Source organism: Lysobacter sp. Soil_C_59 (assembly GCF_057656415.1).
Genome location: NZ_JBDGKK010000005.1, coordinates 210,617 through 233,762 on the forward strand (window position 1 = coordinate 210,617; position 23,146 = coordinate 233,762).

Annotated in this window: 21 protein-coding genes; 15 read left to right on the forward strand and 6 right to left on the reverse strand. The window is 67.5% G+C overall.

Features of this window, described 5'->3' with window-relative positions; all coding sequences use genetic code 11:
• Positions 1-3: 3 nt before the first annotated feature.
• Genes mutY through ftsY form a run of 3 tightly spaced genes read right to left on the reverse strand, consistent with a single transcriptional unit; the run spans position 4 to position 3,619 of the window.
• A complete protein-coding gene (mutY, locus tag AC3A3Q_RS12310) occupies positions 4-1,074 on the reverse strand; it encodes an A/G-specific adenine glycosylase (protein WP_487586572.1) in 1,071 nt (356 codons plus the stop codon).
• Positions 1,075-1,082: 8 nt separating this feature from the next.
• Positions 1,083-2,363 (reverse strand): AsmA family protein, encoded by a 1,281-nt coding sequence (locus AC3A3Q_RS12315; RefSeq protein WP_487586528.1) that lies wholly within the window; start codon positions 2,361-2,363, stop codon positions 1,083-1,085.
• Between the two features lie 17 nt (positions 2,364-2,380).
• Positions 2,381-3,619 (reverse strand): signal recognition particle-docking protein FtsY, encoded by a 1,239-nt coding sequence (gene ftsY / locus AC3A3Q_RS12320; RefSeq protein ID WP_487586529.1) that lies wholly within the window; start codon positions 3,617-3,619, stop codon positions 2,381-2,383.
• Between the two features lie 63 nt (positions 3,620-3,682).
• Here ftsY and rsmD point away from each other — a divergent pair, with 63 nt between their 5' ends.
• The 7 genes from rsmD to AC3A3Q_RS12355 all read left to right on the forward strand — a co-directional run bounded on the left by rsmD (position 3,683) and on the right by AC3A3Q_RS12355 (position 9,365).
• Positions 3,683-4,285 carry a 16S rRNA (guanine(966)-N(2))-methyltransferase RsmD gene (gene rsmD, locus AC3A3Q_RS12325; protein WP_487586530.1) on the forward strand — a complete coding sequence of 201 codons (603 nt, stop codon included), beginning with the start codon at positions 3,683-3,685 and terminating at the stop codon, positions 4,283-4,285.
• Between the two features lie 116 nt (positions 4,286-4,401).
• On the forward strand, positions 4,402-4,905 hold the full coding sequence (coaD, locus tag AC3A3Q_RS12330; protein WP_158733222.1) for a pantetheine-phosphate adenylyltransferase: 504 nt from the start codon (positions 4,402-4,404) through the stop codon (positions 4,903-4,905).
• A gap of 97 nt (positions 4,906-5,002) precedes the next feature.
• Positions 5,003-5,491 carry a hypothetical protein gene (locus AC3A3Q_RS12335; RefSeq protein WP_487586531.1) on the forward strand — a complete coding sequence of 163 codons (489 nt, stop codon included), beginning with the start codon at positions 5,003-5,005 and terminating at the stop codon, positions 5,489-5,491.
• Positions 5,492-5,694: 203 nt separating this feature from the next.
• Entirely contained in the window at positions 5,695-5,949 is a 255-nt protein-coding gene (locus AC3A3Q_RS12340) for a YfhL family 4Fe-4S dicluster ferredoxin (RefSeq protein ID WP_200604469.1), read from the forward strand.
• Positions 5,949-7,670: a gamma-glutamyltransferase gene (ggt, locus tag AC3A3Q_RS12345; protein ID WP_487586532.1), complete on the forward strand. Its 1,722-nt coding sequence runs from the start codon at positions 5,949-5,951 to the stop codon at positions 7,668-7,670. The genes AC3A3Q_RS12340 and ggt overlap by 1 nt, the downstream gene beginning before the upstream one ends.
• 61 nt (positions 7,671-7,731) lie before the next feature.
• A complete protein-coding gene (locus AC3A3Q_RS12350) occupies positions 7,732-8,622 on the forward strand; it encodes an MBL fold metallo-hydrolase (RefSeq protein ID WP_487586533.1) in 891 nt (296 codons plus the stop codon).
• On the forward strand, positions 8,619-9,365 hold the full coding sequence (locus AC3A3Q_RS12355; protein ID WP_487586534.1) for a TMEM43 family protein: 747 nt from the start codon (positions 8,619-8,621) through the stop codon (positions 9,363-9,365). Before AC3A3Q_RS12350 ends, AC3A3Q_RS12355 begins: the two co-directional genes overlap by 4 nt.
• A gap of 40 nt (positions 9,366-9,405) precedes the next feature.
• Here the strand turns inward: AC3A3Q_RS12355 and upp are convergent, their stop codons facing one another.
• Positions 9,406-10,041, reverse strand: coding sequence for a uracil phosphoribosyltransferase (upp, locus tag AC3A3Q_RS12360; protein ID WP_200604473.1), 636 nt, complete (start codon positions 10,039-10,041; stop codon positions 9,406-9,408).
• 124 nt (positions 10,042-10,165) lie between these two features.
• Here upp and AC3A3Q_RS12365 point away from each other — a divergent pair, with 124 nt between their 5' ends.
• Positions 10,166-10,960, forward strand: coding sequence for a class I SAM-dependent methyltransferase (locus AC3A3Q_RS12365; protein WP_487586535.1), 795 nt, complete (start codon positions 10,166-10,168; stop codon positions 10,958-10,960).
• A gap of 6 nt (positions 10,961-10,966) precedes the next feature.
• Here AC3A3Q_RS12365 and AC3A3Q_RS12370 read toward each other — a convergent pair whose 3' ends face one another.
• The gene (locus tag AC3A3Q_RS12370) at positions 10,967-13,294 is read right to left on the reverse strand and encodes a TonB-dependent receptor plug domain-containing protein (RefSeq protein WP_487586536.1); all 2,328 of its coding nucleotides are present in this window, start codon (positions 13,292-13,294) and stop codon (positions 10,967-10,969) included.
• 182 nt (positions 13,295-13,476) lie between these two features.
• On the opposite strand from AC3A3Q_RS12370, the gene AC3A3Q_RS12375 reads away from it, so the two are divergent.
• Positions 13,477-14,616 (forward strand): phytase, encoded by a 1,140-nt coding sequence (locus AC3A3Q_RS12375; RefSeq protein WP_487586537.1) that lies wholly within the window; start codon positions 13,477-13,479, stop codon positions 14,614-14,616.
• A gap of 200 nt (positions 14,617-14,816) precedes the next feature.
• Here AC3A3Q_RS12375 and AC3A3Q_RS12380 read toward each other — a convergent pair whose 3' ends face one another.
• Positions 14,817-16,313, reverse strand: coding sequence for an aminotransferase class III-fold pyridoxal phosphate-dependent enzyme (locus AC3A3Q_RS12380; protein WP_487586538.1), 1,497 nt, complete (start codon positions 16,311-16,313; stop codon positions 14,817-14,819).
• 118 nt (positions 16,314-16,431) lie between these two features.
• On the opposite strand from AC3A3Q_RS12380, the gene AC3A3Q_RS12385 reads away from it, so the two are divergent.
• The 6 genes from AC3A3Q_RS12385 to secF all read left to right on the forward strand — a co-directional run bounded on the left by AC3A3Q_RS12385 (position 16,432) and on the right by secF (position 22,700).
• Complete coding sequence (locus AC3A3Q_RS12385; protein ID WP_200606279.1) at positions 16,432-16,863, forward strand: Lrp/AsnC family transcriptional regulator; 432 nt, start codon at positions 16,432-16,434, stop codon at positions 16,861-16,863.
• Positions 16,864-17,069: 206 nt separating this feature from the next.
• Positions 17,070-18,137: a tRNA preQ1(34) S-adenosylmethionine ribosyltransferase-isomerase QueA gene (gene queA / locus AC3A3Q_RS12390; RefSeq protein WP_487586539.1), complete on the forward strand. Its 1,068-nt coding sequence runs from the start codon at positions 17,070-17,072 to the stop codon at positions 18,135-18,137.
• Complete coding sequence (gene tgt / locus AC3A3Q_RS12395; protein WP_487586540.1) at positions 18,134-19,252, forward strand: tRNA guanosine(34) transglycosylase Tgt; 1,119 nt, start codon at positions 18,134-18,136, stop codon at positions 19,250-19,252. Before queA ends, tgt begins: the two co-directional genes overlap by 4 nt.
• Before the next feature lie 203 nt (positions 19,253-19,455).
• Complete coding sequence (gene yajC, locus AC3A3Q_RS12400; protein WP_487586541.1) at positions 19,456-19,797, forward strand: preprotein translocase subunit YajC; 342 nt, start codon at positions 19,456-19,458, stop codon at positions 19,795-19,797.
• 58 nt (positions 19,798-19,855) lie between these two features.
• Complete coding sequence (gene secD / locus AC3A3Q_RS12405) at positions 19,856-21,721, forward strand: protein translocase subunit SecD (RefSeq protein WP_487586542.1); 1,866 nt, start codon at positions 19,856-19,858, stop codon at positions 21,719-21,721.
• Between the two features lie 16 nt (positions 21,722-21,737).
• On the forward strand, positions 21,738-22,700 hold the full coding sequence (gene secF / locus AC3A3Q_RS12410) for a protein translocase subunit SecF (protein WP_487586543.1): 963 nt from the start codon (positions 21,738-21,740) through the stop codon (positions 22,698-22,700).
• Positions 22,701-23,146: the final 446 nt, after the last annotated feature.

Here is a 23,146-nt window from a genome sequence, read left to right on the forward strand (position 1 = left end):
GGTTCACGGTTCCCGGGCGCTGGCTTCCAGCAGTTTGCGGATCGGTGCTGGAATGCCGATCGCGCCGAGTTCCTCGCGTGCGACCCAGCGCAGGTCGTCATTGTCGCCGATCCGGCCGCGCAGTGCGGTGCCGCGCCAGCGCAGTGGCTGCAGTTGCAGCTTGTAGTGGCTGAAGGCGTGGTCGATGGCGGGCAACTTCTGCGCGTGCGCGAACTCGCCCGTGAGGTGCTGCTGGAACCAGTCCTGCGCCAGCGTGTCGTCCTCGGCCTGCGGCAGGGTCCACAGCGATGCCCAGATGCCGCTCGGCGGTCGCCGCTGCAACAGGATGCGGCCGTCGCTGTCTTCGGCCCACAGCACATGCGCGTACTTCTGCGGCGGTGTCTTGCCGGGCTTGGGCGTTGGCAGGTCGGCGACGCGGCCTTCGCGGCGGGCGACGCAATCGTCCTGCATCGGGCACAACACGCAGGCCGGGTCGGCGCGAGTGCACAGAGTGGCGCCGAGGTCCATCTGCGCCTGGGTGTAGTCGGCCATCCGCAGTGGTGGCAATTTCGCGCGGGCGACGTGGTCCTCGGCCAGCGACCAGAGTTTCTTCTCGACCGCCGGCAGGCCGGGGTAGCCGTCGATGCCGTGGTAGCGGGTGAGCACGCGCTTGACGTTGCCGTCGAGGATCGCGCAACGCTCGCCCCACGCCTGCGAGGCGATCGCCGCGGCGGTGCTGCGGCCGATGCCGGGCAGGGCGGTGAGTGCATCCAGATCGCGTGGCAGGTCGCCATCGTGCAGTTCGACGCAGCGTTTGGCTGCGGCGTGCAGGTTGCGTGCGCGGGCGTAGTAGCCCAGGCCCGACCACAGCGCGAGCACGTCGTCGAGCGGTGCGGCGGCGAGGTCGCGCAAGGTCGGCAACGCGGCGACGAAACGCTCGAAGTAGGGCGCGGCGGTCTTGACCTGGGTCTGCTGCAGCATGATCTCCGACAGCCACACGCGGTACGGCGAGCGCGGGTGCTGCCAGGGCAGGTCATGGCGGCCGCTGACGTCGAACCAGGCAAGCAGGCGCGTGGCGAACGGGTCCATCGGCATCGTCGTGCTCACGGCGTCATCGCCTCGCCGGGCGACGGGGCGAAATCGACTTCGACGCCTTCCAGCGTACCGCCGGCAATCTCCAGCTTCGGCGTCGACAGATGCCCGGCCAAGGGTGGCAGCGGCGTTCCCTGGTCGATGCCATCGATCCACGTCAGCATTTCAGGCACGCGGAAGTGTCCGTCGAAGCGGGTGGCGTCGCGCTGCAGCTGCAGCGCGCTGGTGTCGGACAAGTCGGTGCGGCCTCGATATTCGTACTTGAAAGGAAGTGCCGACACCGATGACTCCATCGGTTCCGGCAATGCCGGCCAGGCCTTCGGCCAGTCGGCGATCATGCCGTCGAGGCGCAACGCCAACGCGTCGCCAAATGCGAAACCGCCACGCGCATGAAAGCTCGGCATGGCGTCGCGCCCGCGCAGGGCAACGCCGAGCGGTGTCATCGTCACTTCACCCGAACGCAGGCGCAGCGGGCCAGCCAGTCCGAACACGAATGGCAGTTCGGTCTCGCCGTTGCGGTAGCGCGCGACCGCGCCAAGACGGATCACGTCGACGCCCATGCCATCGTCGCCATCGCGCACGCGCCCGGACAACGTCAGCCGCATCGGCAGCGACCACGGAGGTGATTCGACGCCGACATCGCCGCTAAGGCCAAGGCCGGCGTTGGCGGCGAAGCGGGTCAGCGCTGCATCGAGGTCGAAGGGCGCGGCGAGCGTGCCGCTGATGAAACGTCCGCGCAGGTGAGCGCTCAGTGCGCGGTCGGGATATAGCGCGGGCAGGTCGATGTCGAGCGCATCGACCGACCAGCCGTCGCCGATGACGCGGCCACGCTGCAGGCGCATGCCGTCGGTGAGGGTGGGGATGCGCGTCTTCGATGGAGGACGCGTGGCCTGCCAGCGCTGCAGTGCCGCGAGGTCCAGTTGCGGCGCGTCCAGCTCGATGCGGCGGACCGTCAGGTCGTCACCGGCGGCGCGGATGGTGGCCCAGGGTAATTCGAGCTGGATGCGCTCGGCGCGCAGCAGTGGCGTGGGCGCGCCGGGCTGGCGGGCGACGACATCACGTAGCAGCAGCATCGGCGTGCCGCGCAGGCGGTACTCGCTGGCGCCGGCGGCGGTGATCTCCAGGCCGAGGGCATCGCCTGCCTGGGAGAGGATCAATCCGGCGACACGGCTGGGTTGCCCGACCCAGCGCAATGCGAGCACGAGCAGCGCGAACGCGACAACCAGCGCGATCAGGAAGACATTGCGGCGGCGCAAAAGGCGACGCGGGATGGCGGGTTCCGGCGTGGCCATGGGTGGCGTCGGCCGCGTCAGGCGCCGAGCGACCCGGGCAGCAGGGCGTCGACGAAGGCTTCGGCGTCGAACACGCGCAGGTCCTCGGGACGCTCACCGATTCCGGCGAAGCGGATCGGAATGCCGAACTCGCGTGCGAGCGCGAACACCACGCCACCCTTGGCGGTGCCGTCGAGCTTGGTCACGACCAGTCCCGTCACGCCGACCGCGGCATGGAACTGGCGCAGCTGCGAGAGGGCGTTCTGTCCGGTGGTGCCATCGATCACCATCAGGACCTCGTGCGGTGCGTTGACGTCGATCTTCTGGATCACACGCTTGATCTTGCCCAATTCGGCCATCAGGCCCTGCTGGGTGTGCAGGCGGCCGGCAGTGTCTGCGATCAGCACCTGCGTGCCGCGCGCCTTGGCCGCCTGCAGGGCATCGAAGGCGACCGACGCGGCGTCGGCGTTCTGGCCCTGGGCGACCACCGGCACGCCGTTGCGATCGCCCCAGGCTTGCAGCTGGGCGACGGCGGCGGCGCGGAAGGTGTCGCCGGCGGCCAGCATCAGCGGGCGGTTCTCGTCCTTGAAGCGCTTGGCGAGCTTGCCGATCGTGGTGGTCTTGCCGACGCCGTTGACGCCGACGGTGAGCAGCACGAAGGGCTTGGCATTGGTGTCGATCTGCAGCGGCTGCGCGACGGGTTGCAGCATCGCCAGCAGGTCAGCGCGCAACGCCGCCAGCAATGCGCGGGCATCGGCGAACTCGCGCGCCTTCATGCGCTTGCGCAGCGACTCGATCAGCTCGGTGGTCGCGCCGACGCCGACGTCGGCGGTGATCAGCGCGGTTTCGATCTCGTCGAGCAGGTCGTCGTCGAGCTTGGGATTGCGCGAGAACAGGCCGCTGAAGCTGCGCGCGAAGCTGCTGCCGCGCAGGCGCTCGCGCCAGCCGGTCTTGCCCGGCGCGGCAGGGGCGACGATGGGATGGGTAGCCAGGGCGGCTTCGGGCGGAAGCGAAGGCTGCGGTTCCGGCTCGACGGCCCGGGTCTGGACTGGCTCGACGTCCAGTGCGGCGGCGATGATCTCGGCCGGTACGGGCTCGGGTTCGCGGCGCTCGGGCTGCGGCGGCTCGACGACCGGTTCGGCCTCAGTCGCCTCGGCTTCGAGCGGCGCCGGGAATGCCGCGGCGAGTTCCTCGATGCTGTAGGCGCCCTCGCTGGCGCCCGGCTTTGCCGCTTCGGCTGGAGTCTGGGGTTTCTTGCGGCGGAAAAAACTGAGCATCGAGGGCAATGGGGGAATGCGCGAGAATGCACACATGCTAGCACCGGCCCCCTCCCGACCCCGATGAACAAACCGCCCCGACGCCTTCCCGGCACCGCCACGATGCCTGCCGCCACGGCCGCGGGGAAGGTGCGCCTGATCGGTGGACGCTGGCGCGGTACGCGGCTGACCGTGCCGGCCGTCGACGGCCTGCGGCCGACTTCGGACCGCGTCCGCGAGACCCTGTTCAACTGGTTGATGCCGATGCTGCCCGGCGCCCGCGTCCTTGATGTGTTTGCCGGCAGCGGCGCGCTGGGCATGGAGGCGCTTTCGCGCGGTGCCGCCAGTGCGGTGCTGGTCGAGCGCGACGCCGGCCTGGCCAATGCCTTGCGCGATCTGGCGGCACGCCTGCCCGGCGGGGAGGCGGCGACCGTCGTCCAGGGCGACTCGCTTTCCTGGCTGGCAGGGCAGGCGGGAGCGGGTTTCGACCTGGCGTTCCTCGATCCGCCCTTCGCCGCCGGCCTGTGGGACAAGGCACTGCCGCTGGTGGTGGCCACGCTCGGGCCCGATGCCTGGCTGTACATCGAGGCGCCGCATGACGCAGCGCCGCAATTGCCGCCGGACTGGCGCCTGCACCGGGAAGGACGGACGCGCGAGGTGCGTTTTGCCCTCTACAGGCGGATATAGGCGGACCTCGTCGCAGGGGTAGGGGCGACGGAATGCTGTGTCGCAGGCGGGCCGGGGCTGCCGGCGCCACCCGGTTTTGAGCCGCTGTTACACTTCGGCCACCTGTCGACGACCGAATGACCGTGGCCCGAAACCGAATCGCCGTATACCCCGGCACCTTCGACCCGATCACCAACGGCCATATCGACCTGGTCGACCGCGCAGCGCCGCTGTTCGAGCGGCTGATCATCGGTGTCGCCGAAAGCCCGGGCAAGAGCCCGGCGCTGCCGCTGGACCTGCGGGTCGAGCTGGCGCGCAAGGCGGTCGCCCACCACGCCAATGTCGAGGTCCGCGGCTTCGACAGCCTGCTCGCGCACTTCGTCGACCAGGTCGGCGGGGGCGTGCTGCTGCGCGGTCTGCGCGCGGTGTCGGACTTCGAGTACGAGTTCCAGCTGGCCAGCATGAACCGCCATCTGATCCCGGAAGTCGAGACGCTGTTCCTGACACCTGCCGAGCAGTACGGCTTCATTTCCTCTTCGCTGGTGCGCGAGATCTCCCGCCTGGGCGGCGATGTCTCGGGTTTCGTGCCGCCGGCGGTAGCCGCAGCGTTGCAGGCGCAATGGCAACGCAACCACCGTTGATCCGCGACGGCGTCCGCGCGGACGCGCTCAAAGCATCCAGAACCTCCACCAGTTCCACCGTTACTCAACACACCAATAGTCACCGAAGGGGACCCCGATGAAGACCACCACCCGCCTGCTGCTGCTTGCCTGCCTGTCGATGCCGCTGCTGGTTGCCTGCAACAAGGGCGAAGACAAGCCCGCCGTCGTCGAAGCGCCGCTGGTCGCGCCGACCACCAACGAAGGCGCTGCCTGGGACACCTATCTGACCGAAGTGGTCAAGCGCAACATAGAAGGCGCCACCAACGTTTACCTGTACACCCTGCCGGACCCGACCGGTGCCGACTTCGAGGGCGAGTACGCACGCCAGCTCGAGAAGGCGCAGGGCGACGTCGCCCGCGGTGGCGTCGAGGGCACGCTGCTGGCTTTCGGCTCGCAGAACTCGGCCAAGTCGGCTGACCTGGCGATCGCCTCGTTCGCCCAGGCCCAGGCAGGCACGATGAAGGGCGTGCGCGTGATGTTCATCGGCGCCAGCGCCGACAGCGAGCGCGTCAAGGCTGCCGTCGAGCCGTCGGGCGCCAAGTACGAGTTCATCGAAGCCAAGTGACGTTCCGGCGCGTGGCCGCATTAGCGGCCACGCCTTTGCCGGAACGTCATCCCCGCGAAGGCGGGGATCCAAGGACGTTGCTTTTGCCGTCAACGGCACGCATATCAAGAGCCAGCGTCCTTGGGTTCCCGCCTTCGCGGGAACGACGAGAAATCAATGGCCTGATGGAATGAGTTTCCCCCCGCCGTCGGCCTGAGTCCCCCATGTCCCTCAAGATCAACGAGCTCTGCGTCAACTGCGATGTCTGCGAACCGGCCTGTCCGAACCAGGCGATTTCGCAGGGCGAGACCATCTACGTGATCGATCCGGCGCGCTGCACCGAATGCGTCGGCCATTTCGACGAACCCCAGTGCGTGGTCGTCTGTCCCGTCGAGTGCATCGACCCCGATGCGGACCACCCGGAAACCAACGAACAGTTGCTGGCCAAGCTCGCGCGCCTGCAGCAGGAGCTGAAATGATGCGTCAAGCGTTGCGTGCGCTGGTGAGCGCCAGTGTGTTGTCCGCCGGTCTCCTGCTCACCGCGACGCTGCCGCTTCATGCAGCGCAGAAAGCCGCCAGGCCTGCCGGCCATCCGCCGGGTGTCGCGATCGCCAGTGCCCACGCGCTGGCCACCGATGCCGGCATGGAGATGATCCGCGCCGGCGGCAATGCCTTCGACGCCGCGGTCGCGGTGTCGGCCACGCTGGCCGTGGTCGAGCCGATCAGCTCGGGCATCGGCGGCGGCGGTTTCTTCCTGTTGCACGATGCGAAGAGCGGCAAGGATGTCTTCGTCGATGCACGCGAGACCGCGGTGGCCGCGGCGACGCCAGCCGCTTACCTCGACGACAAGGGCGAACTCAACCGCGACCGCGCCACCAACGGCCCGTGGTCGGCCGGAATCCCGGGCCTGCCTGCAGCGCTGGTGCATGTCTCGGGCAAGTACGGCCGCTTGCCGCTGAAGACGACGCTGGCGCCTGCGATCCGCATCGCGCGCGAAGGCTTCGAGGTGTACCCGCGACTGGAACGTGGTTATGGCAGCCGTCGCGAAGTCATGGAACGTTACCGCGGCACGCGCGAGGTGTTCCTGGCCGACGGCAGCCCGGTCAAGGCCGGCGAAATCCTCAAGCAACCCGACTTGGCGCGCACGCTGGAGTTGCTGGCCGACAAGGGGTTCGATGGCTTCTATCGCGGTGAAGTGGCCGCCAAGTTGCTGGCTGCGGTGAAGGAAGAAGGCGGGCAATGGCGCGCTGACGAACTGGCGGGCTATCGCGTCAAGGAACGCGAGCCGCTGCACTTCCAGTACCGCGACTGGACCGTCACCACCGCACCGCCGCCGTCGTCGGGTGGCGTGGCGCTGGCGGAGATGCTGCAGATGCTGTCGGGCTGGGATCTGTCCAAGCTCGACCAGGCGCACCGCACCCACCTGATCACCGAGGTCATGCGTCGCGCCTTCCGCGACCGCACGATCTACCTGGGCGATCCGGACTTCGTGAAGATGCCGCTGTCGCGACTGACCAGCGCCGACTACGCCGCCGGGCTGCGCGCGACGATCCACCCGGAGAAGGCCACGCCCAGCGATCTGCTGCCGGGCCAGCCGGCACCGCTGGAAGACGACGAAACCACGCACTTCTCGATCATCGATGCCGCCGGCAACCGCGTCTCGACCACGCAGACCGTGAACCTGCTGTATGGCTCGGGCATGGTCGCGCCGGGTACCGGCGTGCTGCTCAACAACGAGATGGACGACTTCGCCCTGCGTCCGGGCACGCCGAATGCGTTCGGTGTGATGGGCTTCGCCGCCAACGCGCCGGCAGCGGGCAAGCGCATGCTCAGCTCGATGACGCCGAGCTTCATCGAATCCAAGGACAAGCTGGCCGTGATCGGCGCGCCCGGTGGCAGCCGCATCATCACCGAAGTGCTGCTGGGCATCCTCGGCTACGACGCCGGCCTGGGCGCGCAGGAAGTTGCCGCATTGCCGCGCATCCACCACCAGTGGATGCCGGACGTGATTTCCGCCGAGAAGGGCACGCTGGACGCGCAGACGGTGACCGCGCTGGAAGCGATGGGGCACAAGGTCAATGCCGGCGAAAACACCTGGGGCAACCTGCAGACGGTGTCCTGGGACAAGCGAAGCAACGTGCTGGAAGCCGGCACGGATCCGCGCAACCCGGTGGGCAAGGGCGCCGTCGAGGGGCGCTGAGCCCATGCATCGCCAGATTGCGATATCGCGAACCTAACGCGAGGGGAGTTACCCTAGTCCCATGAAACTCTGGTCAATACTCGGCAACAGCCAGAAGCTCGATGGCGGCGCGATGTTCGGCAACGCGCCGCGCGCGATGTGGGCCAAGTGGTCCGCGCCCGACGAGCAAAACCGTATCGAACTGGCCTGCCGGGCGCTGCTCGCCAGCCCGCTTGCCGGCAAGACCGTGCTGTTCGAAACCGGCATCGGTGCGTTCTTCGAGCCGAAGCTGCGCGAGCGCTACGGCGTGGTCGAAGACCAGCACGTGCTGGTGCAGTCGCTGGCAGCGGCAGGCTTCGCCCCGGAGGATGTCGACGTGGTGGTGCTGTCGCACCTGCACTTCGATCATGCCGGCGGACTGCTCGCGCCGTGGAAGGAAGGCGAGGCGCCCAAGCTGCTGTTCCCGAACGCGACCTATGTCGTCGGTCGCGAGCATTACGAGCGCGCGCTGCATCCGCATCCGCGCGACCGCGCCAGCTTCATTCCGGAACTGCCCGGACTGCTCGAAGCTACCGGTCGCCTCGAACTGGTCGATGGCGAGTACTCGCGCACGCTCGGCAAGACGGTGCGTTTCCACTACAGCGACGGCCATACGCCGGGACTGATGCTGGCCGAGATCGTCGGCCCCGACCAGGTCGACGGCGAGACGCACGGTGGCGTGGTGTTCTGCGCCGACCTGATCCCGGGACGCCCCTGGGTGCACGTGCCGATCACGATGGGTTACGACCGCAACGCCGAGTTGCTGATCGACGAGAAGAAGGCCTTCCTCGCCGACAAGCTGCGCCGTAACGTGCATCTGTTCTTTACCCACGATCCGCAGTGCGCGCTGGCGCAGGTCACCCAGGACGACAAGGGCAAATTCGGCACGACCCACGAGGTGGCCGAACTGCAGGCGAGGGCGCTGGGCGCATGACGCGGCCCGGAGCGACGGCCTGGCTGTCGCTGGCCTGCACGCTCGCCATGGCCGCGGCGTGCTGCAGCAAGGCATGGGCGCAGCCTGCGGTTGTCGATGATTCGCTCGATCCGCCGCAAGCCGGCAAGGCGTTGCGCGACCGGGATTTCGGCGTTGGTACGCGCAGCTTCGGCCTGGATCGAAAGGTCGAGATGTACCAGTGGCGTGCCAACCGAGACGCCTACGCGCGCGTCTGGAACACGGCTGCGATCGACTCGTCGCACTTCGCGCCCGGGCACGCCAATCCGAAGAGGTTGCCGTTGGAAAACCGACGCTGGTGGTCCGACGACGCGACGCTGGAAGGCAAGCCGATCGACCTTGCGGTGCTGCAGACGCTGGGCCAATGGCGCGTGTTCCGACCCAACTTCTCGCGCTTGCCGGCGAACCTGGCGGCGTCGTTCCAACCCGAAGGCGACGGCCTGGGCAGCGCCGAGAATCCGCTCGATCCGCAGATCGGCGACATCCGCATCACCTGGCGCGAGCTGAGCCTGCCGCCGCTGGAAGGAAAGGTGGAACTTCGCGGTGAACGCTGGGTGCTGTCGCCGGAAGCGGCCGCGCAGGCATTGAGTGCGGAGCGTGCATCCACGGTCGTTGAGTTGCCGCCGGGAACGGACCAGAGGCTGTTGCCGTGGTTGCTGGGCGCGGCGGCGATGCTGCTCGGCGCTGCGCTGGTGTGGCGGCGCGTGCGACGCAGGCGCGGCTAGTACACCGTCATCCCCACCTTCGCGGGGAAGACGGGCATCGTCAGCCGTTGTGCCGCGTGCCGAAGATCTTGTCGCCGGCGTCGCCCAGGCCCGGCAGGATGTAGCCGACGTCGTTGAGGCGGTCGTCGATCGAGGCGGTATACACCTCGACATCCGGGTGGCGACTCTCGAGCACGCGCAGCCCTTCCGGCGCCGCGACCAGGAACAGTCCCTTGATGCGCTTGCAGCCCGCCGCCTTGAGCATGTCGACGGTGGCGACCAGCGTGCCGCCGGTGGCCAGCATCGGATCGAGGATCAGCGCAGTACGCTCGTCCATGCGACCGGTGAGTTTTTCGTAGTAGCCGACCGGCTCCAGCGTGCGCTCATCGCGCTGCAGGCCGACCACGCCAACCTTGGCGGCGGGAATCAGCTCGAGCACGCCCGGCAGCATGCCCAGGCCGGCGCGCAGGATCGGCACCAGGGTCACCTTCGCGCCCTTGATGCGGCGCGTCTTCACCGGCCCGGCCCAGCCCTCGACCATGACTTCCTCGGTCTCCAGGTCGGCGGTGGCCTCGTAGGTGAGCAGCGTGGCCACCTCGGAGGCGAGTTCGCGGAATTCCTTGGTGCTGATGCCGGCCAGGCGCATCAGGCCAAGCTTGTGCTGCACCAGCGGGTGGCGGACTTCGATGATTTTCATCGCGCAAGCCTAGCGCAGCCGGGCGCGCCTGGCATGCCAGGCCGGAGCCCGGGCGCCTACACGTTCCCGTCCGCATGGACGGCCGAATATCGAGGCGTCCGGCAAGGAGCGCCGAAGGAGCCCCATGAGCAATCCTGCCGTCACCTACGAACGCGAGATGGTCCCGGTGCTGTTCCGGCCCTGGGTCGGCGCGCTGCTCGACCTGGCGCAACCGGCGCCGGGTGAGCACCTGCTCGACTTGGCCTGCGGCACCGGCATCGTCGCGCGCCTGGCCGCGCCGCGGGTGGCACCGGACGGGCGAGTGGTCGGCGTCGACCTCAACCCCGACATGCTCGGCGTGGCGCAGGTCCAGGGTGCGCTGGAAGGGCTCGACATCGAATGGAAGCAGGGGCGGCTGGAAGTGCTGCCGTTCGCCGAGGCCGAATTCGACCTGGCGCTGTGCCAGCACGGCCTGCAATTCGTCCCCGATCGCGCCGCGGCACTGGGCGAGGCGCGACGCGTGCTGCGCGACGACGGCCGCCTCGCGCTGGCGGTGTGGCGAGGGCTCGATCACCACCCGTTCTGGTCGCGGTTCAACGACGTGCTGATGGAGCTGATGGGCATACCTGCGCTGGCTGCGCCCTTCGAACTTGGCGACGGCGCGGAGATCGAACACCTGCTGCGCGACGCGGGTTTCCGCGACATCTCCATCCAGGCGCGGGCCATGCCGGCGGTGTTCCCCGATCCGGCCAGCTTCGTGGCGATGGAAGTGGATGTCATCGCCGCGGCGAACCCGGCCACCCAGCACCTGGATGACCGGGCCCGCGCGGACCTGACCCGAGCGGCTGAAGTACGCATGGCCGACGCACTCCGCGATCAGATCCGCGACGGCCAGGTCGTGGTGCCCATGCATTCGCACCTGGTGCTGGCGCGAATGTAGGCGGCGTCAGAACGAGAAGCGCGCGATCAGCTGGAACACCGGGCCGGCTTTCTCGCGCTCCAGTTCGTACTCGTCGAAGTCGCGATCGACCTGGTCGGCGGCGTTGTCGAACTTGTTGAAGGCTTCGTCCTTGGAGGCATCGAGCAGGTTCGAGCCGGTCAGGCGCACCGACATGCGATCGCCGAAGCGCTTCTCGACGAACACCTCCAGGTCGCCGTCGTAGCTCGTGGTGACTTCCTCGCTGACGATGCGCGAGTAGGCATCGCCCTGGCGGCGGTAGCTGGCACCGAACGAGACGCCCCAGTCGGGGAGGTTCTGGATGAAGCCGACGTTGTAGACGTACCTGGCCTGGTTGTTGAAACGGCGCTCGCCGAACTCGTCGTCGACCGAGCTGTCCAGCCACGAGTAGTTCACGAACACGCCGGTGTCGGGCAGGCCGAGCACGGTCAGCGGCGTCGACAGGTCGAACTCGATGCCGTAGACGTAACCGTCGCCGACGTTGCGCGCGGTGTAGACGAAGCTGTCCGGATCGAACGGCGGATAGCCCGGCGTGTTCTCGTTGGCGCCGGGATTCTCGTCGAGGAACTCCTCGACCTCGTCCTCGAAGTCGCCCAGCGCGGTCGAGCTCGGTTCGCCGGTGTTGACCGTCTCGATCAGGTCCTGGATGTCGCGGTAGAACGCGTTGACGCCGAACACGCCGCGCTGGCCCAGGCGACGCTCGTAGCCCAGGTCCAGGCCCCAGGCGCGCTCGGGTTCGAGCAGCGGGTTGCCGACGAAGTCGTTGTCGCCGAACTCCTCTTCCAGCGTCAGCGGCAGGATCTGGTCGAAGTTGGGGCGACGCACGGTGCGCGCCAGCGACAGGCTGATGCGGTCGTCGGCGGTCAGGTCCCACTTCAGGTGCGCGGACGGCAGCAGGGTCGAGTAGTCGTTGGAGGCGGCGGTGTCATCGGCACGGACGTCCACGTCGGTCGTCTCGTAACGCAGGCCGGCTTCCCAGGCGAGTGCACCGGAGGCGCCCGAGAACATCAGGTACGGGTCGATGCGGGTCTCGTCGATCCGACTGGCCATGCCATCGAAGTCTTCATAGGCCGGCAGGGCGACGTCCTCGTCGTCGGATTCGACCTCGGCGATCTGCAGGCCCGTGTCGCGCTGCTTGTCGAGGTAGTCGACGCCGAACTCGACCCTGGCGTTGCCGAACCCGCGCTTGTGCGCGGCCTTGAAGCCGAGCTCGTCGTCGCGGATGTCGCTTAGCGTGCGTGTGCCTTCGCGGTCGTCGAACGACGGCGGCGTGTCCTCGTCGTCGTAGCCGGTCTCTTCTTCGGTCGACACGGTGTCGTCGTCGAAGCGGGCGTAGTCGAGGTCGAGCTCGGTGCGGCCACCGAGCATGTCGAACTCGTAGTTGGCACCGAACGACCAGTTGTCCTGCTTGATGTTCTCGAACTGGTCGTTGACCGACAGCCGGTTGCCGCGGCTGGTGCTGGTCGGGTCGTTGTACTCCAGCGAATGCTCGGTCTCGTCGCGGTCGGTGCGCACGTAGAAGCCGTCCAGCGACAGGCGGCCGCTTCCGATGTCGTGGGTGTAGGACGCGTTGGCCGAGTAGTCGGTGCCGTCGCGGGTGTCGGCCTGGTCCTCGCGGTCGACGAAATCGCCGCCCGGCTCCTCGAAGCGGTCGCTGCGCTTGACCTTCGGGTTGTAGCGTCCCTGCACATTGAAGCCGCCGAGCAGGCGGCCACCGCCGACTTCGACGCTGCTGACCGCGCCGTAGGTGTTCTTGTACTTGCCGTCGTCGAAGTGCATGACGCCGCCGCGGACGTAGTTGCCGTCGAACTCGTAGGCATCGCGCAGGACGATGTTGAGCGCGCCGGCCACGGCGTCGCCGGAGCGGTTGGCGCTGGCGCTGCGGACGATCTCGATGCGCTCGACCAGTTCGGCCGGGATGCGGTCGACGAAGAAGGAGCGGTCGTTGCCGGCACCGGGTACCTTCTTGCCGTTGATCAGGATCTGCGTATAGCCCGGATCCAGGCCGCGCAGCTGTGCACCGTCGTACTCCAGCACGTCGGAGACGAAGGCGACGCTGGGCACGCGCTTGAGCATGTCGCCCACGGTGAGCGGCTCGAAGCGCTGGAAGTATTCCAGGTCGTAGGACAGCACCGGCGCAATGGCGTCGGTGCGGTTGCGGTAGGCGATGTCGGCCTGGACGACGACGGCGTCGAGCTGCTTCGGATCCGGTGCCGGATCGCCACCGTCATCGGCGGAGGCGGCGAAGCTGGCAGGCGCCAGCACGGCAACAAGCAATGCACGCGACAGGGCGCGCGACAGGAGGTTTCGTTTCATTCGATCTGCATCCCCATGCAAGACGGCGGCAAACAAACCGCGATTTGTACGTGGCGGGGATGGCGGAAACGTGACAGCGAAACTGCACTTCGGCCAAACGAGGTATTGGTGCGAGGTGCAACGACACCGTCACAATGACCCCGTAGAAAGTCGAGGTTTGCATTCCATCTTCCGGGGGATCCGTGACATCACGCCTGACCACGTTCGCACTCGTCCTCGCGCTCACCGCGTGCGCGACCACCGCGCCGGCGCCGCCGCGCAATGGCCACGAGCCAGAACCCGATGAGAAGACCGCGGAAGTCGATCCGCTGCTGAGCCAGGCGGGCGTGCCGCACAAGGTGGTGGCCGAAGCGTTCGTCACCGCCGCCACGCCGGCCGACAACATCGACTCGCCGGCCAGCTGGCGATCGGCGGACGGCAAGCGCTGGCTGGTCGCCACCGGCAAGGCCACCGACAAGCTGGTGGTCTATGACGGCGACAGCGGCAAGTCGGTCCGCAGCGTCGGCGGCCCCGGCACTGCGCTGGGACAGATGCAGCGTCCCAATGGCATCGCCGTGATCGACAGCTATGCACTGGTGGTAGAGCGCGACAACCACCGCGTGCAGATGTTCCAGTTGCCCGACCTCAAGCCGCTGCTGGTGTTCGGCGGCGACGACCTCAAACAGCCGTACGGCCTGTGGGTGCGGGCGCAGAAGGACAGCTATGAGGTGATCGTCAGCGACAACTACATGTCGCCGCAGAACGAGGACCTGCCGCCGCCGCTGGCGCAGCTGGGCGAACGCTTCAAGCGCTACCAGCTACGGCGCGTGCCGGGTGGCTGGCAGGCGCGGCTGATGGGTGTGTTCGGCGACACCGGTGAGGCCGGGGCGATCCGCATCGCCGAATCGGTGTTCGGCGATGTCGGCAACGATCGCCTGCTCGTGGCCGAAGAGGATGTCGCCATCGGCACGCGTATCCGCGAGTACGGCCTCGATGGCCAGTACCGTGGCCGCGACATCGGTGTCGGGCTGTTCAAGGCGCAGGCCGAGGGCATGGCGCTGGCGCGCTGCGCCGATGGCAGCGGTTACTGGATTGCCACCGACCAGTTCAAGGATCGCAGCCTGTTCCATGTGTTCGATCGCGACACGCTGGAGCATGTGGGTGCGTTTGCCGGTGGCAGGACCGCCAACACCGATGGCGTGTGGCTGGACCAGAGTGCGAGCACGCGCTTCCCGCAGGGCGTGTTCTACGCGGTCGATGACGACCAGGCGGTGGCGGCGTTTGATTGGCGGGATATTGCGCGGGCGTTGTCGCTGCGGGATTGCAAAGCCCCCTCTCCCTGACCGCGTTCCCCCTCTCCCTGACCGCGTTCGCGGTCGTCCCTCTCCCACAAGGGGAGAGGGTAACGCGGATGCTTCAAGCTCTACCGTTGTTTGGGGGAGGGCAGGTAGCGTTCGAAGGATCCGCGTTGCCCTCTCCCCTCGTGGGAGAGGGACAGGCGCGCAGCGCCAGGGAGAGGGGGGGCGGCGCCAGGGAGAGGTAGTTACGCCGCCACGGCCTGCTCGGCCCGCGGCCCTTCCTTCAGCGCCTTCGCCACCATCGCCACCAGCAGATCGATTTCCTCGCTGGTGATGGTGAACGTCGGGGTGAAGCGCAGCGAATTGGCGCCGCCGTGGATCACGCCGATGCCACGCTCGCGCAGCCACTCTTCGGTCGAGCGCGTGCCATAGCACTTGAACTGCGGTGCCAGCTCGCACGAGAACAGCAGTCCGGTGCCCTGGACCTTGGTGATCATTCCACCGAGCTCGCCCTTGAGCTTCTCGAGCTTCTCCAGCGCCTCGGCGCCACGGGCGCGGATGTTCTCCTGCAGGGCAGGGGTCACCTGCTCCAGCACGGCGCAGGCGACATCGAGCGCGCGCGGGTTGCTGGTCATCGTGTTGCCGTACAGGCCCTTCTTGTAGAGTTCGGCCGCGCGCTTGCCGACGGCAAGCACCGACAGCGGGTACTGGCCGGCGTTGAGCGCCTTGGAGTAGGTCTCCATGTCCGGCGGATCCATCTGCTCGAAGCCCGGGTAGTCGATGACCGACAGCACGCCGTGCGCGCGCAGGCCGGCCTGGATCGAGTCGACCAGCAGCAGTGAGCCGTGGGCGCGGGTGAGCTCGCGCGCGGCGGCGTAGAACGCCGGCGGCACGCCGCGACCCGGGTCGCCTTCGCCCATCACCGGCTCGAGGAACATCGCCTCGATGAACCAGCCATTGGCGTCGGCGTCGGCGAAGATCTTCTTGAGCGCGTCGACGTCATACGGCTCGACGGTCAGCAGGGTGTCCTCGCCGCGGAAGCTGGCCAGGTGCTGCATGTAGGTCTTGCGCGAGGAGTCCGAGTACAGCGCCGGGCGCTCGGTGCGGCCATGGAAGCTGCCCTTGACCACGACGCGCTTGATCGCGCGGCCGGCGTGGCGACCACCCGGGTCGGTCATCAGCTTGGTGTTGACGTCGGCGATGCGCGAGGCCAGCGAGACCGACTCCGAACCGGAGTTCAGGCACAGGAACTTCTCGTACGGACAGCCACCGCGGCCGGCGCCAATGGCGGCGCGCAGCGCGCGGTCGAAGCGCAGCTGCGACAGCGACGGCGTCATGATGTTGGCCATCGCCTGCGGCTTGGCCATCGCCGCGATCACCGACTTGGGCGCGTGGCCGAAACCGAGCATGCCGTAGCCGCCGGAGTCGTGCAGCACGGCGCCCTTGAGCGTGACCACCCACGGGCCGCGCGCGGCCAGGGCGACGTACGGATTGACCGCGTCGTCCGGGTAGAAATTGATGTAGCCGGCCAGCACGGCCTGGATCTGCGCGTCCTCGTCGAGGTCGAGCAGCTCGGCGAAGTCGTCCTTCAGGCGCTGGTACTCCTGGTCGGCCGCTTCGATCGCTTCGATCAGCTCGGCGTGGCTGGCGGCGAAGCGGGTGATCGTGGCGTCGTCCAGGCCCTGGGTGCGACGAAGGCCCTTGTGGGCGCGCAAGGGGGCGAGGCGGTCGAGGACGGCCATGGTCTTTCTCCTGTCGGTACGCAATCTCCCTATTATCTGGAATAATTCGTCGGTAGACAGTGCTGATTTGTACGAATTACTGGACAATATCGTCGATACGACGAACAATTTGGGCGACATGAAGATTACCGACGCCGACCAGCAGCTGCTCTCGGTCCTGCGCGAGAACGCGCGGGCCTCCACGGCCGACATCGCCCGCCGCCTGAAGCTGTCGCGGACCACGGTCCACAGCCGCATCGAGCGCCTGGAACGGCAGGGCGTGATCGACGGCTACACCGTCCGCGTCCACGACGAGGCCGAGCGCGGCCATATCCGCGCCCACATCATGGTGACCGTGCTGCCCAAGCAGATGGCCTCGGTGGTGACGGTCCTGCACGGGATGCCGGAGGTGCGCGCGCTGCATTCGGTCAGCGGGCCGTTCGACCTGATCGCGCTGGGCGTGGTGCCGACGGTGGAGGCGATGGACGAGCTGACCGACCGGATCGGCGCGATCGACGGGGTCGAGCGGACCACCTCGGCGATCATCCTGTCGGCCAAGTTCGAGCGGTAATGACCGTCATCCCGGCGAAGGCCGGGATCCAGGCCCTCAACCCCGGCAGTACCCGGTGTCTAGCGCGCCGTCCAGCGTGACGGCGCTGGATCCCGGCTTCCGCCGGGATGACGTGGGGGGGATTGTGCGGATGGCCGGCCTGCGCACCGGAACCTCTTACAATGCCCCGTCCTGCGGCCAGTCAAGCCGCCAGCCAGCCCCCCGCCTTGAAGAAATCCGATTTCCATTACGACCTGCCGCCCGAACTGATCGCGCAGGCGCCCTTGCCCGAGCGCTCGGCCAGCCGCCTGCTGGTGGTGCCACCGACGGCCACCTTCGAGTTCCAGGACCGCATCTTCCGCGACCTGCCTGACCTGCTGGCCCCTGGCGACCTGCTGGTGTTCAACGACACCCGCGTGATCCCGGCGCGCCTGTATGGCCAGAAGACCAGCGGCGGACGCGTCGAGATCCTGATCGAGCGCCTGCTGGGCGGCCACGAAGTGCGTGCGCAATTGGGCGTGAGCAAGTCGCCCAAGGCCGGCGCGAAGATCGTGCTCGATGCCGGCGGCGAAGCCGAGGTGCTCGGCCGCGACGGCGAGTTCTATCGCCTGCGCTTCGATGTGCCCGAATCGCTCGAGCAGTGGCTGCTGCACGCCGGCCGCCTGCCGTTGCCGCCGTACATCCAGCGCGAAGCCGGCAGCGACGACGACACCCGCTACCAGACCGTGTTCGCGCGCGAGGTCGGCGCGGTTGCCGCGCCCACCGCCGGCCTGCACTTCGATGAGGCGTTGCTGCAACATCTGAGCGAGCGTGGCGTGCAGTTCGGCCATGTCACCCTGCATGTCGGCGCCGGCACGTTCCAGCCGGTGCGCGTGGATGACCTGGGCCAGCATGTGATGCACAGCGAATGGCTCAACGTCGGTGCCGCGCTGATCGAGCAGATCCAGCGCACGCGCGCCGGCGGCGGTCGCGTGATCGCGGTCGGCACGACGGTGGTGCGCGCGCTGGAAAGCGCGATGCGCAGCAACGACGCCGGCGAGCGCGAACTGCAGCCGTACGCCGGCGAAACCCGCTTGTTCATCCTGCCGGGCTACCGGATCCGTTCGGTCGACGCGCTGATCACCAACTTCCACTTGCCCGAGAGCACCCTGCTGATGCTGGTATCCGCCTTCGCCGGCAAGGCGCGCATGTTCGCCGCCTACGACCACGCGATCGCCTCGCGCTACCGCTTCTTCTCTTACGGCGACGCGATGCTGCTTTATCCGGAGCAGACCGCAACGGAGCACTCCGCATGAGCCGCATGTCGTTCGACCTGCTCGCCACCGACGGCGCTGCACGCCGCGGCCGCCTGACCTTCCCGCGTGGCACGGTGGAGACGCCGGCGTTCATGCCGGTCGGCACCTACGGTTCGGTCAAGGGCGTGATGCCCGAGCAGATCCGTGAGCTGGGCGCCGAGATCATCCTGGGCAACACCTTCCATCTGTATCTGCGCCCGGGCCTGGACGTGATCGGCGACCACGGCGGCCTGCACGGCTTCGGCCGCTGGAGCGGGCCGATCCTGACCGACTCCGGCGGCTTCCAGGTGTTCTCGCTGGCGCACAAGCGCAAGATCACCGAGCAGGGCGTGACCTTCGCCGCGCCGACCGACGGCAGCAAGGTCTTCCTTGGTCCCGAAGAGAGCATGCACATCCAGAAGGTGCTCGACTCGGACGTGGTGATGATCTTCGACGAGTGCACGCCGTACCCGGCTACCGAAGAAGTCGCGCGCAAGTCGATGGAGCTGAGCCTGCGCTGGGCCGAGCGCTCGAAGAAGGCGCACGAGGGCAACGACGCGGCGCTGTTCGGCATCGTCCAGGGCGGCGTCCACCCGGCGCTGCGCGACCGTTCGGCCGAAGGGCTCAAGGCGATCGGATTCGACGGCTACGCGATCGGCGGCCTCGCCGTCGGCGAGCCGGAGGCCGAGCGCAACCACATGCTCGAGCACACCTGCCCGCAGCTGCCGGCCGACCGCCCGCGCTACCTGATGGGGGTGGGGCGGCCGGAGGACCTGGTCGAGGGTGTCGCCCGCGGCATCGACATGTTCGATTGCGTCATGCCGACCCGCAACGCCCGCAACGGCCACTACTTCACCAGTTTCGGCACAGTCCGCGTGCGCAACGCCAAGTACGAGCGCGACCTGCGCCCGATCGAGGAAGGCTGCGACTGCTACGCCTGCCGCAACGGTTTCAGCCGCAGTTACCTGCGCCACCTGGACCGCTGCAACGAGATGCTGGCGCCGATGCTGGGCACCCTGCACAACCTGCGCTACTACCAGCGCCTGATGGCGCAGATGCGCGATGCGATCGCCCAGGGAACCTTTTCGGCCTTCCGCGAGTCTTTCTACGCCGCAAGGGCTGCCGAGCCGGTTTAGGGGCAAGGCAGAGCAAGAGCACCCCTCATCCGCCCCTTCGGGGCACCTTCTCCCACAAGGGGAGAAGGGGCAGCGCTTCACCCTCTCCCCTTGTGGGAGAGGGACGGCCGCCGCAGGCGGCCAGGGAGGGGGGGAGGGGTCGCGGGGCAGGGCCCCGCCCCGTGGCATAATCCCCCGCTATTTTTCGATCCAGGACAATCGTCATGAACCTGCTTGATCTCGTGGTATCCCCCGCCTACGCCCAGGCGGCCGCTCCGGCCGGCGGTAGCGGCTTCGGCATGTCGCTGCTGTTCCCGATCCTGCTGATCGGCGTCATGTACTTCCTGATGATCCGTCCGCAGATGAAGCGCCAGAAGGAGCATCGCGCGATGCTCGAGAAGCTGACCAAGGGCGACGAAGTCATCACCAACGGCGGCATCGCCGGCACGGTGAGCGATATCGGCGAGAACTTCATCACGGTCGAGATCGCCGACAACGTGCGCATCCGCGTGCAGAAGGGCGCCATCGCCAACGTGCTGCCGAAGGGCACCTTGAAGTCGGCGTAAGCCGTCTCCAGAAGAATTTGACATACGGCGGCCGGGGTGGCCGCCGCAGGGGCTCTAGATGCTGACTTACGCGCGCTGGAAATACTTCGTCATCCTGATTGTTCTGTTGCTCAGCGCTCTGTATGCGTTGCCGAACATCTATCCGCAGGATCCCTCCGTGCAGGTCACGGCCAGCCGCGGCGCCAAGATCGATCCGGCGCTTAGTGCACAGGTCAGCACCATGCTCAAGCAAGGCGGGGTCGCGCCCAAGTCGGTCGAACTCGACAACGGCAACCTGCTAGTGCGCCTGAGCAACCCCGACCAGCAGATCAAGGCCAACGACGTCCTGCGCGAGAAGCTCGGCAGCAACTACGTGGTTGCGCTGAACCTTGCCTCGACCGTGCCGAACTGGCTCGAGAAGATCGGCGCAAAACCCATGCTGCTGGGCCTGGATCTCCAGGGTGGCGTGCACTTCCTGATGCAGGTCGACCAGAAGGCCGCCCTCGACAAGCGCATGGACGCCACTGCCGAAGACGTGCGCGTGAGCCTGCGCGATGGTCGAGTCCTGTACGAGTCGGTCGAGCGTCGCGGCGCCAATTCAATCGTCGCCACGCTGGCCAGCCCCGCCGATGCCGAGAAGGCACGCGTCGAGATCGCCAAGAGCCAGCCGAACCTGCTGCTCGACGTGCAGGGCAACACCCTGACGGTGCAGATCTCGGAAGCCGAGATGCAGCGCATGGCGGTGGAGGCGATCGAACAGAACGTCGGCACGCTGCGCAACCGCATCAACGCGCTGGGCGTGTCGGAACCGATCATCCAGCGCCAGGGCAGCGACCGCATCGTCGTGCAGCTGCCGGGCGTGCAGGACACGGCGCAGGCCAAGCGCATCCTCGGTGCCACCGCCACGCTGGAATATCGCGGCGTGGTCGAGGGCAATCCGTATGACGCCGTCTCCACCGGCACCGTGCCGGCCGGCGCGCGCGTGTACTACCGCCGCGAGCTGGGCCCGGACGGCAAGCCGATGCCGGTGCTGCTCAACAAGCGCGTGATCGCCTCCGGTGACCAGCTGGTCGGCGCGACCTCGATGATGGACCCGCAGACCGGCACCCCGGCGGTCTCGGTGCGCCTGAACGGCGTCGGCGGCCAGCGCATGTTCGACTACACCACCGAGCACGTCGGCAAGCCGATGGCCGTGGTCTACATCGAGCGCATCCCCGAGGTGCGCATGGTCGACGGCAAGGAAGTGCGCACGACCAAGATCAACGAGGAAGTGATCTCGGTGGCCAACATCAACGGCGTGTTCGGCAAGGAGTTCCAGACCACCGGCCTGGACAGCTCCAAGGAAGCCGCCGACCTGGCCCTGCTGCTGCGTTCGGGTTCGCTGGCCGCGCCGATGGACTTCATCGAAGAGCGCATCGTCGGCCCGAGCCTGGGTCGCGAGAACATCGAGCGCGGCCTGACCGCGGTGATGTATTCGTTCGCCTTTGCGCTGGCGTTCTTCCTGTTCTACTACCGCGTGTTCGGCATCATCACCTGCCTGGCGCTGCTGCTGAACATGCTGATGCTGATCGCGGTGATGTCGCTGTTCAACGCCACCCTGACCTTGCCTGGCCTGGCCGGCATCGCGCTGACGGTGGGCATGTCGGTCGACGCCAACGTGCTGATCAACGAACGCATACGCGAGGAGCTCAGGTTGGGGCTGCCTCCGCAGACTGCCATCGCCGAAGGCTACGCGCGCGCATCGGGCACCATCGCCGACGCCAACCTCACCGCCATCCTCGCCGGTGTCGCCCTGTTCGCGTTCGGCACCGGCCCGGTCAAGGGCTTCGCCGTGTCGCTGATCGTCGGTATCGCGACTTCGATGTACACCGCGGTGGGCGTCTCGCGCGCCATTGCCACCCTGATCTACGGCGGTCGCCGCAAGATCAAGTCGATCTGGATCTGACGGGAAGATCACGAAAATGAAACCGTTCAACGTCTTCCCCTACGACAGCAACATCAACTTCATCCGCTTGCGCTGGCTGTCGCTGGGCGTCGCCCTGGCGATGCTGCTGGTCGCCGTCGGCGGCATGTTCGTCAAGGGCTTCAACTTCGCCCTCGACTTCACTGGCGGCGCCGTCACCGAGATGCGTTTCGAGAAGCCCGTCGACGTCGATGACGTCCGCGAGCGCCTCGACCGCGCCGGCTATGAAGGCGCCCAGGTGCAGTCCTTCGGCAGCGGCAACGATCTGCTGATCCGCCTGCAGCCCAAGCAGGCTGCGGCCGGTGCCGAGGACAAGGGCAACACGACCGCCAGCGACGTGCAGAACGCGCTGGCGTTCGAGGACAACCCGGGCAAGGTGCTGCGCAGCGAGGTGGTCGGTCCGCAGGTCGGCAAGGACCTGGCGATCAATGGTCTGTGGGCGCTGATCTTCGTGGTCGTCGGCTTCCTGATCTACATTTCGTTCCGCTTCGAGAAGAAGTTCGCGATCGCGGCCGTGCTGACCACGCTGCACGACGTGGTGGTGGTGACGGGCTGGTTTGCGCTCAGTGGCCACGAGTTCGACCTGACGGTGCTCGCCGGCGTGCTGTCGGTGATGGGCTTCTCGATCAACGACACGATCGTGGTGTTCGACCGCGTCCGCGAGAACTTCCGTTCGATGCGCGCTTCGCCGGAGGAGATCCTCAACAAGTCGATCAACCAGACGCTGTCGCGTACGGTGATCACGTCGTTCGTGGCATTCCTGACCGTGTTCGCGCTGTACCTCTACGGTGGCGGTTCGCTGGAAGGCATGGCCGAGTCGCAGATGATCGGCATCATCATCGGCACGCTGTCGTCGATCTTCGTGGCCTGCCCGCTGTTGACCATCGGCTTCCTGAAGGTCACCAAGCAAGACCTGATGCCGAAGGCCAAGGACGAGGCGGCACTGGCTCGCCGCCCGTAACGGCTGCTGTGGTTTGACGGAAAAGGCCGCGCATTGCGCGGCCTTTTTCTTTGCCCGTCATCCCGGCGACTGCCGTGATCCATCTTGACGTTGCTGTCAGGGCTTTCTGCCTTCGGAGCGGCGTCGTCCGCCGCGCCGGGGATTGCTCCGCCCCTCCAGACGCCATCCTGGCTTTAGTCGGGGCGCGGGACATCCATGTCCCGCTGCTCCGCAATCCCCGACCCGGCGGACGACGCTTCGGCATTTCATTGCCCGGTCTTTGCCGATCGTCGTTCCCGCGAAGGCGGGAACCCAGCGACGTTGCTCCTTCGATCGCTGCCGCCGCTCCGCAGACGATAGGCCCTGGCAACCAGGTCAAGATGGATCCCGGCGTTCGCCGGGATGACGGTGAGGGAGCTCGTGCGGTGCAGGCCTGGATCCCGGCGTTCGCCGGGATGACGGAAAGG